11 protein-coding genes and 2 pseudogenes are annotated in these 15932 nt (G+C 70.8%); 9 read left to right on the top strand and 4 right to left on the bottom strand.

Annotation, left to right across the window (positions count from 1 at the left end; translation table 11 throughout):
- Window positions 1-5: 5 nt before the first annotated feature.
- Genes pgsB through AC3CH1_RS05110 form a run of 3 tightly spaced genes read left to right on the top strand, consistent with a single transcriptional unit; the run spans window position 6 to window position 3119 of the window.
- Window positions 6-1535: a poly-gamma-glutamate synthase PgsB gene (pgsB, locus tag AC3CH1_RS05120; RefSeq protein ID WP_488461755.1), complete on the top strand. Its 1530-nt coding sequence runs from the start codon at window positions 6-8 to the stop codon at window positions 1533-1535.
- A complete protein-coding gene (locus AC3CH1_RS05115) occupies window positions 1532-2014 on the top strand; it encodes a poly-gamma-glutamate biosynthesis protein PgsC/CapC (RefSeq protein ID WP_488461754.1) in 483 nt (160 codons plus the stop codon). The genes pgsB and AC3CH1_RS05115 overlap by 4 nt, the downstream gene beginning before the upstream one ends.
- Window positions 2015-2045: 31 nt before the next feature.
- Window positions 2046-3119, top strand: coding sequence for a C40 family peptidase (locus AC3CH1_RS05110; RefSeq protein ID WP_488461753.1), 1074 nt, complete (start codon window positions 2046-2048; stop codon window positions 3117-3119).
- Window positions 3120-3267: 148 nt separating this feature from the next.
- Here AC3CH1_RS05110 and AC3CH1_RS05105 read toward each other — a convergent pair whose 3' ends face one another.
- Window positions 3268-5934, bottom strand: coding sequence for an FG-GAP-like repeat-containing protein (locus AC3CH1_RS05105; protein WP_488461752.1), 2667 nt, complete (start codon window positions 5932-5934; stop codon window positions 3268-3270).
- 336 nt (window positions 5935-6270) lie between these two features.
- Between AC3CH1_RS05105 and aac(6') the strand changes: the two genes are divergently transcribed.
- Complete coding sequence (gene aac(6'), locus AC3CH1_RS05100; protein ID WP_488461751.1) at window positions 6271-6744, top strand: aminoglycoside 6'-N-acetyltransferase; 474 nt, start codon at window positions 6271-6273, stop codon at window positions 6742-6744.
- A gap of 663 nt (window positions 6745-7407) precedes the next feature.
- Here the strand turns inward: aac(6') and AC3CH1_RS05095 are convergent.
- Window positions 7408-8169 (bottom strand): LolA-like protein, encoded by a 762-nt coding sequence (locus tag AC3CH1_RS05095; protein WP_488461750.1) that lies wholly within the window; start codon window positions 8167-8169, stop codon window positions 7408-7410.
- Between the two features lie 213 nt (window positions 8170-8382).
- Between AC3CH1_RS05095 and AC3CH1_RS05090 the strand changes: the two genes are divergently transcribed.
- Complete coding sequence (locus tag AC3CH1_RS05090; protein ID WP_488461749.1) at window positions 8383-8760, top strand: hypothetical protein; 378 nt, start codon at window positions 8383-8385, stop codon at window positions 8758-8760.
- A 139-nt stretch (window positions 8761-8899) separates the two neighbouring features.
- Window positions 8900-10393 (top strand): amidase, encoded by a 1494-nt coding sequence (locus AC3CH1_RS05085; protein ID WP_488461748.1) that lies wholly within the window; start codon window positions 8900-8902, stop codon window positions 10391-10393.
- Between the two features lie 10 nt (window positions 10394-10403).
- Here AC3CH1_RS05085 and AC3CH1_RS05080 read toward each other — a convergent pair.
- A pseudogene (locus tag AC3CH1_RS05080) lies at window positions 10404-10553 on the bottom strand (carboxymuconolactone decarboxylase family protein); the annotation flags it as partial.
- Between AC3CH1_RS05080 and AC3CH1_RS05075 the strand changes: the two are divergent.
- The 3 genes and pseudogenes from AC3CH1_RS05075 to AC3CH1_RS05065 form a co-directional block, all read left to right on the top strand.
- A pseudogene (locus AC3CH1_RS05075) lies at window positions 10554-10727 on the top strand (hypothetical protein); the annotation flags it as partial. It lies immediately after the preceding pseudogene.
- An 86-nt stretch (window positions 10728-10813) separates the two neighbouring features.
- Window positions 10814-13036: an NADP-dependent isocitrate dehydrogenase gene (locus tag AC3CH1_RS05070; RefSeq protein WP_488461747.1), complete on the top strand. Its 2223-nt coding sequence runs from the start codon at window positions 10814-10816 to the stop codon at window positions 13034-13036.
- Between the two features lie 123 nt (window positions 13037-13159).
- On the top strand, window positions 13160-14779 hold the full coding sequence (locus AC3CH1_RS05065; RefSeq protein ID WP_488461746.1) for a molybdopterin-dependent oxidoreductase: 1620 nt from the start codon (window positions 13160-13162) through the stop codon (window positions 14777-14779).
- Window positions 14780-14832: 53 nt separating this feature from the next.
- Here AC3CH1_RS05065 and lplAB read toward each other — a convergent pair whose 3' ends face one another.
- Window positions 14833-15897 carry a lipoate-protein ligase LplAB gene (gene lplAB, locus AC3CH1_RS05060; RefSeq protein ID WP_361881938.1) on the bottom strand — a complete coding sequence of 355 codons (1065 nt, stop codon included), beginning with the start codon at window positions 15895-15897 and terminating at the stop codon, window positions 14833-14835.
- Between the last annotated feature and the right edge of the window lie 35 nt (window positions 15898-15932).

Below are 15932 nucleotides of genomic sequence, written 5' to 3'. Positions count from 1 at the left end.
CAAGCGTGCTCTACCTCTACTTCGTCCTGTCCATCGGCAGTCTGTTCCTGCTCGTCGCGGGCATCGTGGAACAGCGTCGGCACTACGCCGCGCTGCACACCATCCCCTCGCGGGTGCTCGTCAACGGCATCCGCGGCAAGTCCTCCATCACCCGGCTCTGTGCGGGTGCGCTGCGGGGCGGTGACCTGATCACCGTCGCCAAGACGACCGGGACGGCGGCCCGCTTCATCCACCCCGACGCCACCGAGGAGCCGGTCTACCGCAAGTTCGGCATCGCCAACGTGGTGGAGCAGATCGGCATCGTCCGCCGGGCCGCCACCTACCGGCCCGACGCGCTCGTCATCGAGTGCATGGCCGTGATGCCGGCGCTCCAGGAGGTCAACCAGAGCAAGCTGATCCGCTCCACCATCGGCGTGCTGTGCAATGTCCGCGAAGACCACCTTGCCGAGATGGGCCCCACCCTCGACGACGTGGCCCGCTCGCTGTGCCGCTCGATGCCTCACGACGGCATCTGCGTCACCGCCGAGAAGGAGCGCTTCGCCATCCTCCAGGAGGAGGCGGACGCCCGGAACTGCCAGTTGGTGTACGCCGACCCGGAGATGGTCAGCGACGACGAGCTGCGCGGCTTCAGCTGGTTCACCTTCAAGGAGAACGTGGCGATCGCCCTGGTCGTCGCCGATCTGCTCGGCGTGGAGCGCGACGTCGCCCTCCAGGGCATGTACGACGCCCCGCCGGACCCGGGCGTGCTCTCCGTGGAGCGCTATGTGGCCCCCGACGGCAACCGGCTCGCCTTCGCCAACGTCTTCGCGGCCAACGACCCCGAGTCGACGCTGATGAACATCAACCAGCTCCTCGACCTCGGTGCCATCCGCCGCCCTCTGAACGTGGTGATCAACTGCCGCCCCGACCGCGTGGAGCGCAACGGGCAGATGGGCGAGATCGTCCCCGACCTCCAGCCCGACCACGTCTTCGTCATCGGCAACCCCTCCAAGAGCGCCATCGACGCCATCCCCGCCGAGTGGCGGGACCGGGCGGTCGACCTGGGCGGCGAGAAGCGGTCCGCCGAGGAGTTCATGCCGACTCTGCTCGGCCGCATGTCCGACGGCGCCTCCCTGGTGGCCATCGGCAACATCCACGGCCAGGGCGAGGAGCTGTTGGAGTACCTCGCCGAACTTCCCGCCGACGAGAGTGACACGAACGAGGAGACACCGGACCCCGCCACCGCGGCGACCCCGGCACAGGCTCCCCGCCTGGACCCGTTCGCCTCGTACCCCCCGGCGTACGAGGAGCGCTACCAGGCCTCGCAGACGCAGGAGATACCTGTGGTCCGCATCCCGCCCCAGGGGTCCGGGCCGTCCTGGCAGCAGCACGAGCCGCAGGAGTGGCACGCGCAACAGGAGCAGTACGCACAGCAGGAGCGGTACGAGCCCTTCGGGCGGAACGCCGACGCGCCGTGGCAGCAGCCGTACGAATCAGCCCAGCAGACCTGGCCGCCCTACGAAGAGCCGCACGACGACGCCCGGAGATCCCGTTGACCACCGCCGCACTGACCCCCGAGATGGCCGCCCTGGGTATCGCCATAGGGCTGTTCTTCTCGCTGGTGTGCTACCTCACCACCAACCTCTCCCCCGGCGGCATGATCACTCCCGGGTGGCTCGCGCTGACACTGATCGAGGACGTCCAGCGCGCGGCCATGGTGGTGGGTGTCACCGCCCTCACCTACGGCGGCACCAAGATCATGCAGCGGCTGATGATCCTCTACGGCAAGCGGCTGTTCGCCTCGGTGGTGCTGCTCGGCGTGCTGCTCCAGAGCACGGTGATGATCCTGCTGTCGCTGGAGTTCCCACTGCTCTATGGCAACCAGACCCTCGGCTTCATCGTGCCCGGCCTGATCGCCTACCAGTTGGTGCGACAGCCCAAGGGTCCCACCCTGCTGGCCACCGGCACGGTCTCGCTCATGGCCTACATCGTCGTCGCCGCCGGGCTGCTGCTCGGCATCATGCCCACTGTCTGACAAGCCGCCCAGAACGACCGAGGAGTAATCGATGGCAGGGAAGAAAAAGTCGCGGCCCGTCGTCTCGGGTCTGGTGGTGCTGGCGCTGGTCGCAACCTCCGGCTACCTCACCTTGGAACTGCGGAAGCACGAGGCGCCCGGGGTGACGGAGGTCCGTAACGTCGGCGTCCTGGACGGCGGCGAGAGCTCCGCCTCCGCCGACAAGAGCGAGGCCAAGTGGTCCCGCCTGGAGAACCCGGCGCGGTCGGTGCTGCGCGGCGCCGACGGTCAGATCAAGGCGGTGTTCACCGACGGGGCTCGCCTGGCCACACTCACCGGCCCGGCCCGCACCTTCGCCGAACCGGCCTCGACCTCGTCCAAGGTCTCCACCACGGACTGGGTGCGGCTGATGCCCGAGTCCTGGGAGAAGGGCGCCGAGAAGGAGAAGTGGTTCACCGAGTGGTACACCGAGTACGGGGACAGCAAGGAGGACGACCTCTTCGCCACCTCCTTCCAGTACGTGACCGGCGCCCCGCAGAAAAAGGACGAGCAGGGCCTCGCCTACGCCGGTGACGCCGACTTCGGACCGCTGAACACCACCGGCGCGGAGGGCGGCGACCTGCGCCTGGAGCAGTCCGACTTCTACGACTACCTCGGCACGCCCTACCCCTTCCGGGACGGCCGGACGGGTACCCCCGAAACCATGCGCGCAAAGTCTCTGGACTGCTCGGGCTTCATACGGATGGTGCTCGGCTACCGCACCCGCTACCCGCTGATGTCCTCGGACACCTCGGGCGACGGACTGCCGCGCACCGCCAACGGCATGGCCCGCTCCGACGAGGGCGTCGACGTGCTCCCGCTGACCGGGGTGACGGCCGACGACCGGCCGTCCGCCATCGACCAGCTCCAGCCCGGCGACCTCGTCTTCTTCAAGCTGGACGCCCGCACCAAGGAACGGCTCGACCACGTCGGCATAGTCCTCGGCTACGACACCGAGGGCCACCTGATCTTCGTCTCCAGCCGCGAGGAGGTCAACGGCCCGACCATCGGCAACGTCGGCGGAGTCTCCCGGCTCGACGGCAACGGCTACTACGCCAAGACGCTGCGCAGCGCCAAGCGGCTGTGACCGTGCCGTGGGCCCGGCGTCACGCCGGGTCCGCGGCACGGGCGGTCGGCAGAGAAGAACCGGGGCCCTCCTTCATGGCTTGATGGGAGGGCCCCGGTCGCATGCTCGAGGAGTGCGCGCGTAGCGCTGCCCCAACGGCTGAAGCCTTCTACGGGTGGAGCACCTCACCGATGCGCGCGGCCGCTGGAGTGCCCAGCTCGGTGAGGCCGTAGAAGACGCCCGAGGTGGTGACGATGCCCGATGTGCTGCTGTTGTCGAACTGGAGGACGGTGCCGTTGCCGGTGTCCTCGCCCTCGGCGCCGATCGCCACGTCCGCCCGGCTGTACCCGGACAGGTCGGTCAGCGAGACCGCCGAACCGAAGCGGTCGTCCGTCTCGGCCGAGCCCGGCACACCCGCGGAGTCCTGCGAGTAGATGGCGCCGCCCGTGCCTGTAGGACCGGTGGCGGTGGAGCGCAGCAGCAGCGTGGAGCCGGCGTTGACGTACGAGATGTCGCTGCGGGTCACGTTCTCGCCGGGCAAGCCGGCCAGGATGTCGGCGTACCCGTCGAGGTCGACGTCACCGATGGAGACGGACGCACCCATGTCGTCGCCGCTCTCGCCGAGGCCGGGGACGCTGGTTGTGTCCTGGTGCACGGTCTTGGTCCCCGTGGAGGTCAGACCCGTCGACGAACCGAAGACCGCGGTGACGGCGCCGCCCACAGCGGTGTGATCCGACTCGGTGGCGGACGGCTGTCCGACGGCGAGGTCGGTGTAGCCGTCGCCGTTGAGGTCGCCCGAGGCCAGCGAACGGCCGCCGGGCGCAGTCAGCATGCCTACCCGCTGCAGACCGGCCGGCGAGCCCTTCAGCCACACCAGGCGGCCCTTGCCCGCCGTGTCACGGAACGAGACCGCCACGTCGGCGTAACCGTCACCGTTGAAGTCGCCGCTCGACGCCGAGGAGTACGAGACACGGCCCGTGTACGACGTGGCCGTGTCCAGATAGTCCCTCGTGCCGACGCCGGTCGCGGAGTCCCAGGCGTACCAGCGGCCCGGCGCGCCCGGTGCGACGGAGAAGACGTCCGCCTTGCCGTCGGCGTTGAAGTCGCCGGCCGCGACGGTCGTGCCGAGCTCCTCGTCCGCGGTCCGGGTGTCCGAGTTGGTCCAGTACAGCTCGCCCGTGGTGAGCGCGGGGCCGTACAGCGCGGTGACGGAACCGGTGTCGGCCTGTCCGGTCACCCCGTTCTCGCCGGGGGCGCCGACGATCAGGTCGGCGAAACCGTCACCGTTCAGGTCGCCGTACGCCGTGGAGGAACCGAACCGGTCGTCGCTCTCGGAGGTGCCGGGCACCCCCGTGCTGCTCTGGTTCAGCGTGCGGCGCGCCGCGGCGACGGGGCCGTCCGTGCCCCCGGGCAGGATGTGGACGCTGCCGTCACTGCTCGCGACCTTCGGCGTACCGACGACCAGGTCGGTGATGCCGTCACGGTTGAGGTCGGCCGTCGGGATCGCGGAGTTGCGGCCCGCGCCGGACGCGAACTCACGGATCGCCGGCAGCTTGCTGTAGAGGTTCGCTCCGGGGCAGAGAGTGGCGAAGCCGTCGCGGTGACCCGAGATGGTGTTCAGCGTGGCCTTCTCGCCGGCCTTGTACTTGCCGGTGTCGGCGGCCGCGGTCAGCGTGACCGTGCCGCTGGGGCTGACACCGTACTGGCCGAGTTTCCAGGCGGCGACGCGCGCGGCCGAGTCCAGGGCGGCCCGGCTGGGCTTGCCCGTCTCGAAGTCGCCGAGCAGCGCGACGCTCGTGGAGTAGGAGTTGAAGCCGTACGTGTGCGCACCGAGGACGGGCAGGTCGGCGCCGCCCTCACGGCCCTCGAAGATCTGGCCGCACTTGTCGACGAGGAAGTTGTAGCCGATGTCCTTCCAGCCCTCATAACCCGGGCGCGGCGTCACGTGGTACGCGTAGAGCGCGCGGACCATCGCGGGGGACTCGGAGCAGCTGTAGTTGTTCGAGTCGACCGTATGGTGGACGAAGACGGCCTGGATTCTGTCGATGTACTCCGGGTCACTGTAGTTCGTGGCCAGTGACTTGTCCGGGCCCCAGCTGGTTCGCAGCGTCATGGGCGGCCGGGTCACCGTGGAAGGCGGCCCGGTCGGTGGGGGCGGCGTCGGGCTGGTCGTGGGCGTGCCCGTCGGCGTGCCGCTCGTGCTCGCCGTCGGCGTGGCCGGATCCGTAGGCGTCGGGGACGCGGTTTCCGTCTCCGTGGCGGCTGCGACCGCCGCAGGCGTCGCGGTCTCGTCGAGGGCGTACGCCGCCGACGGCGCTTCGGCGCCCGGCGCCTTGGCCTCCTCGGCCGTGACACCCGGGTCCACCAGGGTGAGTTCCAGCCCTCTGGGCAGACCGGCGCTCGACGTACCGTCCGCGCGCAGCACGCGTCCCTCAACGGCGTCCGACGGCCCGACCCACAGGGGCTCGGACATGCCGGGCAGATCGGCCTTGGCGTCCCGCTTCTCGGCGAGATGCTGGTCGAGATGCACTTCCAGCCAGTTGCCCCACTCGCCGGTCCCGCGGTTGCGTGTTCGCACCTCCGCCTTGCCGTCGATCTCGGCGTCCGGGTTCGCCCAGGTGACACCGACGAGTGAGAACGGCTCGGTGCCGGTGCGCGGCACGTCGCGCTTCTCACTGCCCGTTCCCTTGAAGTCGAGCGTGTGCACCTCGGCGCTGCGTGGCTTCAGTCCGTCCTGCACCGGATTGGTGCCGGGACTGGCCACAGCGGTTGTGCCGACCCCCGCGCCCCCGCCGAGCACGACTGCCCCGACGGTCAGCCAGGCGCGGTGTTTCAAACTCAGCGGTCTGTAGGCATGCGACTTACGCGGACTCAAATCCCCAACCCCCTGTATGAGTTCAGTTGCGGCCACCCCCGAAAGAGGCGCTCCTGTACACCCAGCGTCCGGCCCTTCCAGAACGTTACGCAGGTGGTCGGGCTGACGGTCGGCCGATGGCTATGCGCGGGTGATCGTCCTGTGTTACCCAGCCTGTGATCCGGTCCATGGTCGAGCGCGGCACGGACGCGCATCCAGCGGTGGGTCACGTGCATCCTGCGGTGGGTCACGTGCTGCTGATGTGGAGAAGGGCGGAATGGGCTGAAGGCGCCTTCACCACTCGTGGAGAATGAGGGCATGGAGCTGCGTGGGGACAAGGTCGTGCTGCGGCCGGTGGCCGATGACGATACCGAGATCCTCGAACGGGTCGTACGAGAACCGGAAGTCGCGGCGTGGTGGTCGCCTCCGGACAGCTATGAGGACATGCTGGCGGTGATTTTCGAGGGTGAGGTCATCGGCGCCGTCCAGTTCGACGAAGAGACCGATCCCGATTTCCGCCATGCCGGCATCGATATCTTCCTGACGGCGGGGTGCCACGGGAAGGGGCTCGGCGCCGACACGGTGCGTACGCTGGCACGGTGGCTGGTCCAGGACCGCGGCCATCACCGGCTGACCATCGATCCCGCCTCGGCCAACACCGCGGCGATCCGCTGTTACCGCAAGATCGGGTTCAAACCCGTGGGGGTCATGCGAGCGTACGAGCGCGACCACTGCACAGGTGCCTGGCGGGACGGCCTGCTGATGGATCTGCTCGCCGACGAACTGACCTGACGCGGCCGCCCCTCGAATCCTTCGGGGCGTCACGTGGCCAGGGCCGCAAGGATTCTTCGGGTGTGAAGACGAAGTGGGCCCGCGCGGCCTCGTCCCATTCTGCCTTCTGTGGCCCCTTCCCCGCCCATCTCGACCGAGACCCAGATTCGCCGCCCGAAAGCCCACCGCCCGGGCCGCTGTCATTTCTGATTTCGCCCTGCCACACGGAGACGGACAAGAACGGGAAACGACGCCAGTGACGCGATGGGTACCGCAACGGGGTTTCCACGGGGAGGCAGCACCAAGGCAGGGTACCGACACAGCCCAGCCGATCGCGCCGACGGCGTCCTCGGCTGTCTGTATGCGAGACAGCGGCATCCATGCGAAATTCCGCACTGAATTCCACCACGTTGACAACGTGGTGGATGCGGAGCTCCCAGACGCGTAAACGTGATTCCTGGGGCGCCCATCCCGCGCGGGAGTCGTGGCCCAGCACCGTGCAGCTCAGTCGACTCGCCGGCCGCCTCGACCCGTTGCCTGAGTGCTGACGCCGGATCCCGTCGTGCCGGGCTCACGTCCTCGTATTGGGCGTACTCGGGCGTGGGCCCGGTGCGGCGAGAGTGCGTGCATGGCGCCGCGGGGCAGACGGGAGTTCGACGACAGGGCCTAGCTCCGGACGGCGCCTCAGACGGGTTTGATGCTGCGGCCCAGCAGGGCCGTGACATCCACCGTCTCGTCAGCCGAGGGAGTGGCCGTGGGCACGGGCCGGTCGAATCCGGAGAAGTCCACGGTCCCCTGCTCGTCGGCGTTGCGCACGGTGATCCGCACCGGGTACGGCGTGCCCTCGGCGGCCACGTAGGCGGTCAGGCGCTCGTTGCCCTCGGCGCGGGTCACCGGAACGACGGGCGCACCGTTCACCTCGGTCCTCTCGCCCTTCGTCAGGGTGCCCCGGGCGGCGGTGTCGGCGTTGTCCGTGACCAGCTCGCGGAAGGTGTCGAGATCGCAGACCTCGGTCACGCTCAGCAGGCGTGGGTTGTCTGCCTCCGCCTTCATGTAGCGGCCGTCGAGGATCGCGTCGAAGGTGGAGCCGCCGATCGGTACGTGCTTCTTCCAGAACGCGGCATCCGGTTTCAGCCAGACGTCGTCGCCGCGCTTCACGATCTCCACCGAGCCGTCGGCGCCCATGTCGACGCCGCCCGTGCAGTTTCCCTCGCGGTCCAGGGTGAGGTCGAGGCTCATGCCCGGGCCGCTCCCGTCGAGACTGCCGCGCGCGCTCAGATGCAGGGAGTCCACGTCGAGCAGGGCGTCGCGCGAGCGGTCGGCGATCTCTGCGGCGGGGAGCGAGTCGATGTCGTCGTCAGCCTGCGCGACCACACCACTCGTCAGGGTGAGGGCAACGGTCGCGGCCCCTGCCGCCGCACGTGCGGCCCAACGGTGTGCGTTCACATCGCCTCCTCGAAAACGCCCCGGTCAGGGGTGCGCTTCATGAGAACCGGCCCCTCGAGCGTACGCCGCGCGCGGGGGAGCCGCCCGGCGCACTCACGGAGCGTGAGACGTGAACGCGTTTCTCATTACGGAGGGTGGGCAGAGCTGCGGTGATCCCGTCCGGGATCGATCACCGTAAGAGCGCATCACGTCACGTACCACGTAGGGAGAACCATGAAGCTGTTCACGGGGAAGAGGCCGTTCACGGGGAGCGACCGGTTCCGGTCGGCCCGGCGCGCCGTCGCCGCTGCCGCCATGGCGGCAGCGCTGGCGGTCCCGGTCACCGCGTCGACCGCGACGGCCGCCCCGGCCGCGATCCCGCCCGGCCTCTCCTGCGACACCGGCAAGCACGCCATCGACGACTACACGGGCTTCGCGCTCTGTCGCAACAACGGCAGCCAGACGCAGGTCTTCTGGGTCCACCTCGTCTGCGGCTGGTCCCCCGACGTCGACGGCGAGCACGTCACCCTCAGGCCCGGTGAGTCCGGCCAGTCCACCGCACACTGCGGGAGCCTGGGCACCGGCATCGGCGAGATCCACGTCCGTCCGTGACCCCGTGGCGATAGACCCGGGCCCCCGGTCCGGCCGGAACGGTTGAGCGTGCCGCCTCCTCTCGTTACCCTCCAGTAAGTACGTGTGCGCGCAGCCGGGACGACCGGTCGGCCCGCACCACGAGGGAGGCGACACGCCCATGTCCTCAGCGGAGCCCACCGAAGCGGAACCCACCGGGCAGACCGGTCCGGCCGTACGGGAACCCGGACGCGGCCCCCGCCCCACCGCCCCCGCTCTGCCGCCGGGGCCCGGACTCGTGGAGAGCGCCCGCCGGCTCGCCGACGCCACCACCACCTCCACCGCACTCGTGGCCGACGCCCTGGCCCGCATCGAGGCCACGCGGTCCACCCTCAACGCCTTCCGCCACCTGCGCACCGAAGCGGCTCTCGCCGAGGCCGCGGAGGCCGACCGGCGGCTCGCGGCGGGGGAGCGGCTGCCGCTCCTCGGCGTGCCGGTCGCCGTCAAGGACGACACCGACGTGGCGGGTCTGCCCACCCACTTCGGCTGCGACGGAGAGCGGCCCCCGGCCGCCTCCGACAGCGAGGCCGTCCGTCGGCTGCGCGCCGCCGGAGCCGTCGTCGTCGGCAAGACCAACTCCTGCGAACTGGGCCAGTGGCCCTTCACCGAAGGCCCCGCCTTCGGCGCCACCCGCAACCCCTGGAACACCGCGCACACCCCGGGCGGCTCCTCCGGCGGATCGGCGGCGGCCGTCGCCGCCGGACTCGTCCCCGCAGCCCTGGGCTCGGACGGCGCCGGATCCGTGCGCATCCCCGCCGCGTGGACGCACCTCGTCGGCATCAAACCGCAGCGCGGGCGCATCTCGGTCCACCCGCACAGCGACGCCTTCCAGGGGCTCACGGTGAACGGCACCCTCGCCCGCACGGTCGCCGACGCGGCGCTGCTCCTGGACGCCGTCGCCGGAGCCCACCCCGAGGACTTCCACCGCCCGCCCGCCGTGCGCGCCGCCGACGCCGCCCGCCGCGACCCGGGCCGCCTCCGCATCGCCCTCGCCTGGCGCCCCCCGCTCACGCTCACCGGCGCCGGACCGGACCCGGAGGTGCGCCGGGCCGTCACCGCGCTCGCCGAGACCCTCGCCCGGCTCGGCCACCACGTCGAGGAGGCCCGCCCCCGGTACGGGCTGATCGGCCTCGCCTTCGTGCCCCGCGCCACCGCGGGCATCGCCGAATTCGCCGCCCGCCACCCCGAACCGGCCCTGCTCGACCCGCGCACCCGCGCCGCCCTGCGGACCGGGACACGGCTGGGCGGGCGGGTAGTGCGGGCCGCCCGCGCCCGTGAAGTGCGCCAGCACCGCAGGATCGGCGCCCTCTTCGACGCCTCCGGATTCGACGTGCTGCTCACCCCGACCACGGCCGCGCCGCCGCCCCGGATCGGTGCCTTCGACCGCCTCAGCGCCTGGCGTACCGACCTCACGATGGCGGCCGCCTGCCCCTACGCCTGGCCGTGGAACGTCCTCGGCTGGCCCGGGGTGAACGTCCCGGCCGGCTTCACCCGGTCCGGGCTCCCCGTCGGCGCCCAGCTCCTGGGCCCCTCCCGCAGCGAGGAGCGGCTGATCGCGCTCGCCGCCCAACTGGAGGACGACCTGCGCTGGTACGAGCACCGCCCCCCGGCCTGACGGTCACCTCTCACCCCTGGGCGGCCAGCCCCGCCTCCACCCGTTCCACCGCCGGCATCGCGCCGAACGCGACCAGGTGGACCAGACAGTGATCGGTGAACGGCGGCACCCGCCAGGCCTTCACGTCCTCGGCCGCGATCCGGTACGGGACCCGCGCCGCATGGTGGCCAGCCCCTTCACCGCCGAGACCCATGTGAGCCGCGCGATGATCAAGCTCGGCGCCCGCGACCGGGCCCGGTTCGTGGTCTTCGCCCAGGAATCCGGGCTGGTGGAGCCCCGGTCGCGGACCGACGGAGGCCCGACCCCGGGACACGGACGCGCCCACGGTGGGTGAAGCCGTGCGGGGGCCTTGTGGAGCCCGGCACGGTGAGGAGATATCTTGATGTCAAGCAATGTTGCAGACGTGGAGCGGAGCACCCGGTGACTGACTCGACCATCATCTATACGCACACCGACGAGGCCCCTGCCCTGGCGACCTACTCGTTCCTGCCCGTCGTCGAGGCCTACGCCTCGACCGCAGGCGTCACGGTCGAGCGCCGTGACATCTCCCTCGCGGGCCGGATCATCGCCAGTTTCCCGGAGCACCTCAAGGCCGAGCAGCGTATCGATGACGCTCTCGCCGAGCTCGGCGAGCTGGCCAGGACGCCCGGCGCGAACATCATCAAGCTGCCGAACATCTCGGCGTCGATCCCGCAGCTCAAGGCGGCCATCGCCGAGCTCCAGGGGCAGGGCTACGCCCTTCCCGACTACCCGGACGACCCCCGGACCGACGAGGCCAAGGACGTTCGCGCCCGGTACGACAAGGTCAAGGGCAGCGCCGTGAACCCGGTGCTGCGCGAGGGCAACTCCGACCGCCGCGCCCCCGCGTCCGTCAAGAACTACGCCAAGGCCCACCCGCACCGCATGGGCGCCTGGAGTGCCGACTCGAAGACGAACGTCGCCACGATGGGCGTCGACGACTTCCGCTCCACCGAGAAGTCCGCGGTCATCGCCGAGGACGGCTCGCTCCGCATCGAACTGCACGGTGACGACGGCGCCACCACCGTGCTCCGCGATTCCGTACCCGTCCTCAAGGGCGAGGTCGTCGACGCGGCCGTCATGCGCGTCGCCGCGCTGCGCGAGTTCTTCACCGCGCAGGTCGCCCGCGCCAAGGCCGAGGGCGTGCTGTTCTCCGTGCACCTCAAGGCCACCATGATGAAGGTCTCCGACCCGATCATCTTCGGCCACGCGGTCCGCGCCTTCTTCCCGAACACCTTCGCCAAGTACGGCGACCAGCTCGCCGCGGCGGGCCTCACCCCGAACGACGGCCTCGGCGGCATCCTCAAGGGCCTGGACTCCCTGCCGGACGTCGGCGCCGAGATCCAGGCGTCCTTCGAGGCCGAGCTCGCCGATGGCCCCGCCCTCGCGATGGTCGACTCCGACAAGGGCATCACCAACCTGCACGTCCCCAGCGACGTCATCGTCGACGCCTCGATGCCCGCCATGATCCGCACCTCGGGTCACATGTGGGGTCCGGACGGCGACGAGGCCGACACCATCGCCGTCCTCCCGGACAGCAGCTACGCCGGTGTCTACCAGGTCGTCATCGACGACTGCCGTGCCAACGGCGCCTTCGACCCGTCGACCATGGGCTCCGTGCCCAACGTCGGTCTGATGGCGCAGAAGGCCGAGGAGTACGGCAGCCACGACAAGACCTTCGAGATCCCCGCCACCGGCACCGTGCGCGTCGTCGACGCGAGCGGCGCGGTCGTGCTGGAGCAGGCCGTCGGCGCCGGCGACATCTTCCGGATGTGCCAGACGAAAGACCTGCCGATCCAGGACTGGGTCAAGCTCGCCGTCACCCGCGCCCGCGCCACCGGCAACCCGGCCGTGTTCTGGCTGGACGAGACCCGCGCGCACGACGCCAACCTGATCGCCAAGGTCACCACGTACCTCGCCGACCACGACACCGACGGCCTGGACATCTCCATCAAGTCCCCGGTCGAGGCCACGGCCTACTCGTTGGAGCGCATCCGCCGCGGCGAGGACACCATCTCCGTCACCGGCAACGTGCTTCGTGACTACCTCACCGACCTCTTCCCGATCCTGGAGCTCGGCACCAGCGCGAAGATGCTCTCCGTCGTCCCGCTGATGAACGGCGGCGGCCTCTTCGAGACCGGCGCGGGCGGCTCGGCCCCCAAGCACGTCCAGCAGCTCGTCAAGGAGAACTACCTGCGCTGGGACAGCCTGGGCGAGTTCCTGGCCCTCGCGGTCAGCTTCGAGCACCTGGCGACCACCACGGACAACGCGCGGGCGCAGGTCCTCGCCGACACCCTGGACCGGGCGACGGGCACCTTCCTCAACGAGGACAAGTCCCCGAGCCGTCGCCTCGGCGGCATCGACAACCGCGGCAGCCACTTCTACCTGGCCCTGTACTGGGCCCAGGAGCTGGCGCGGCAGACCGACGACGCGAAGCTGGCCGAGGCGTTCGCGCCGCTCGCCAAGACGCTGGCCGAGCAGGAGGAGACCATCGTCGCCGAGCTGATCGCGGTGCAGGGCTCCCCGGCCGAGATCGGCGGCTACTTCCAGCCCGACCCGGCCAAGGCCGAGGCCATCATGCGCCCGTCCGCCACGTTCAACCAGGCCATCGCGACCCTCGCCTGACCTGAAGTGAGGCGGAGCCGTCCGCCTCACCGCCCCGCCCCGGCAGGCCCCGCGCCCGCCGGGGCGGTGCGCGTTCGGAGCCCGTACGGGTGAAGGACCAATCCGCCGGGGCCAGGGCTCCGAATGACGACCGTGAGTATCACCCGGAACGCCCTGACCCGCGGCACCCTCGCCGCCCTGAGCGGACTGCTCGCCGGATTCGCCTCGCTGGCCTTCGCCGAGCTCGTCTCGGCGGCCGTCAGGCCCGAGGCGAGCCCCGTGACGGCGGTCGGCGGAGCGGCCATCGACCGGACGCCCGCCGGGGTGAAGGACTGGGCGATCCGGAACTTCGGCGAGGACGACAAGCTCGTCCTGCAACTCGGCATCGTCGTCACGCTCGCCCTCTTCGCCCTGGCCGTCGGCCTGTTGGCGCTGCGGCACCGGCGGGCCGGATCCGCCGCCGTCCTGCTCTTCGGTGTGGTCGGCACGGCGGCCGCCGTCAGCAGGCCGGACTCCACGGGGCTCGTGGACGGCCTGCCGTCCCTGCTGGGGGCGGTCGTCGGGGCCGTACTGCTGTACGTCCTCATCGGCCGGCTCACCCGCCCGCACCGGACCACCGGTGGGGAGCGGGAGCAGGAGATCGAACAGGCCGACGAGCCGGAGCAGGAGACCGGCTGGGACCGGCGGGGCTTCGTGATCGCCGCCACCGCCGCGGCAGCCGCGTCCACGGCCGCCGGCGCCGTCGGCCGCGCGCTGAACAGCCGCAGCAGCCAGAACGCCGTAGCGTCCCGCGAGTCCGTGACACTGCCGAAGCCGGCCTCGCCCGCGAAGCCGATCCCCGCGGGCGCACAGCTGAGGGTCCGCGGCATCAGCCCCTTCACCACCCCGAACGACTCCTTCTACCGCGTGGACACCGCGCTGGTGATTCCCAAGGTCGACGCGGAATCCTGGCGGCTGCGCATCCACGGCAAGGGCGTACGGCGGGACCTGGAGTTCACCTACCAGGACCTGCTGGAACGCCCCTTGATCGAACGCGAGATCACGCTGTGCTGCGTCTCCAACGAGGTCGGCGGACCCTACATCGGTCACGCCAGGTGGATCGGCGTGCGCCTGGCCGACCTGCTGAAGGAGGCCGGTGTCAAGCCGCCGTCCCGAGGCGGCGAGGCCGACCAGATCATCGCCCGATCGGTGGACGGCATGACGCTCGGCACCCCCGTCGAGGACGTCATGGACGGCCGGGACGCGATCCTCGCCGTCGGCATGAACGGCGAACCGCTGCCCTTCGTCAACGGGTTCCCGGTCCGGATGCTCGTCCCCGGCCTGTACGGGTACGTCTCCGCCTGCAAGTGGATCGAGGACATCGAGCTCACCACGTTCGACGACTACGACGCCTACTGGGTGAAGCGCGACTGGGCACGCGAGGCCCCGATCAAGACCCAGTCCCGGATCGACACCCCCAAGCCCTTCGGGCGCCCGGGGGCCGGCACCGTGATGGTGGCCGGAGTGGCCTGGGCCCAGCACCGCGGCATCGAGAAGGTCGAGATCCGGGTCGACGACGGTCCCTGGCGGCCGGCGCAACTCGCCGAACAGGGCACCGTCGACACCTGGCGCCAGTGGTCCTACCCCTGGAAGGCGACCCCCGGCGGCCACACCCTGACCGTCCGCGCCACCGACGGCACCGGCGAGCTGCAGACCGAGGAGCGCACCAAGACCGTCCCCGACGGTGCGAGCGGCTGGCACTCCGTCGTGGTGACCGTCGACTGACCGCTCGGGCCGCACCCGGGCCGGACCCTTCCACGGCACCCCGCGGCACCCTCCTACGGCACCCGGGCGGTCCACTCCGGCGTACCGAACTTGGTGCGTACGAGCTCCTCGGCGCGCGCCAGCTCGGCGTCCGTCACGCTGCCCGCGGTGAGCCCGTGGCGCTTGCGGAACGACTCGATCATGCGCTCGATGACGGTCTGGCGGGGGAGCCCGGTCTGCCGCCGCAGCGGGTCGACGCGCTTCTTCGCGGACCGGGTGCCCTTGTCGGACATCTTCTCCTTGCCGATCCGCAGCACCTCCAGCATCTTGTCGGCGTCGATGTCGTACGCCATGGTCACGTGGTGCAGCACGGCTCCCGGCCCGCCGTCCGGCCCGACCATCCGCTTCTGCGCGGCCCCGGCGATCTTGCCGACCTCCGTGGCGATGTCGTTGAGCGGCTGGTACCAGGCCTTGATGCCCATGTCCGCGAGGGCTTCCAGGACCCAGTCGTCCAGATAGGCGTAGCTGTCGGCGAACGACAGCCCGGAGACCAGGGACTGGGGGACGGCCAGCGAGTAGGTGATGGTGGAGCTGGGCTCGGCGAACATCGCGCCGCCGCCGGAGATCCGGCGTACGACGTTCACGCCGTGCCGCTCGACGCCCGCCGGGTCCACCTCGTTGCGCAGCGACTGGAAGCTGCCGATGATCACGGCGGGGGAGTCCCACTCCCAGACCCGCAGCGTCGGCGGCCGCAGCCCCGCCGCGACCTCGGCGGTGATGACCTCGTCCAGCGCCATGTGCAGCGCGGGCGACTGCGGGGCCTCGTGGATCAGCTGCCAGTCGTAGTCGCTCCACTCCGTGGCCTGCGCGAGCGCCCGGCGCACGGCGACGGCGACGCCCTCCGCGCTCAGCCCGAGCATCACCGTGGAGTCGGGCAGCGCCGCCTCGATCCGCGCCGCGAGCCCGGCCGTGTCGGTGTTGGCCGGGGCGCCCTCCAGGGCCGCGTCGATCGCGAGGATCGCCTCGTCGGGTTCGAGGAAGAAGTCCCCGGCGACGCGGACGTTCCGCAGCGCCCCGCCCGCCACCTCCAGGTCCACCACGACCAGCTTGCCGCCGGGAACCTTGTACTCACCGTGCACAGCCATGCCTCCGCCCTAGGGTCCCGGCCACCGTT

The sequence above is a fragment of the Streptomyces sp. MGP-P1 genome (assembly GCF_057766565.1).
Note: the sequence above shows the minus strand (reverse complement) of the source record. Positions and strands in the feature narration are given on the sequence as shown.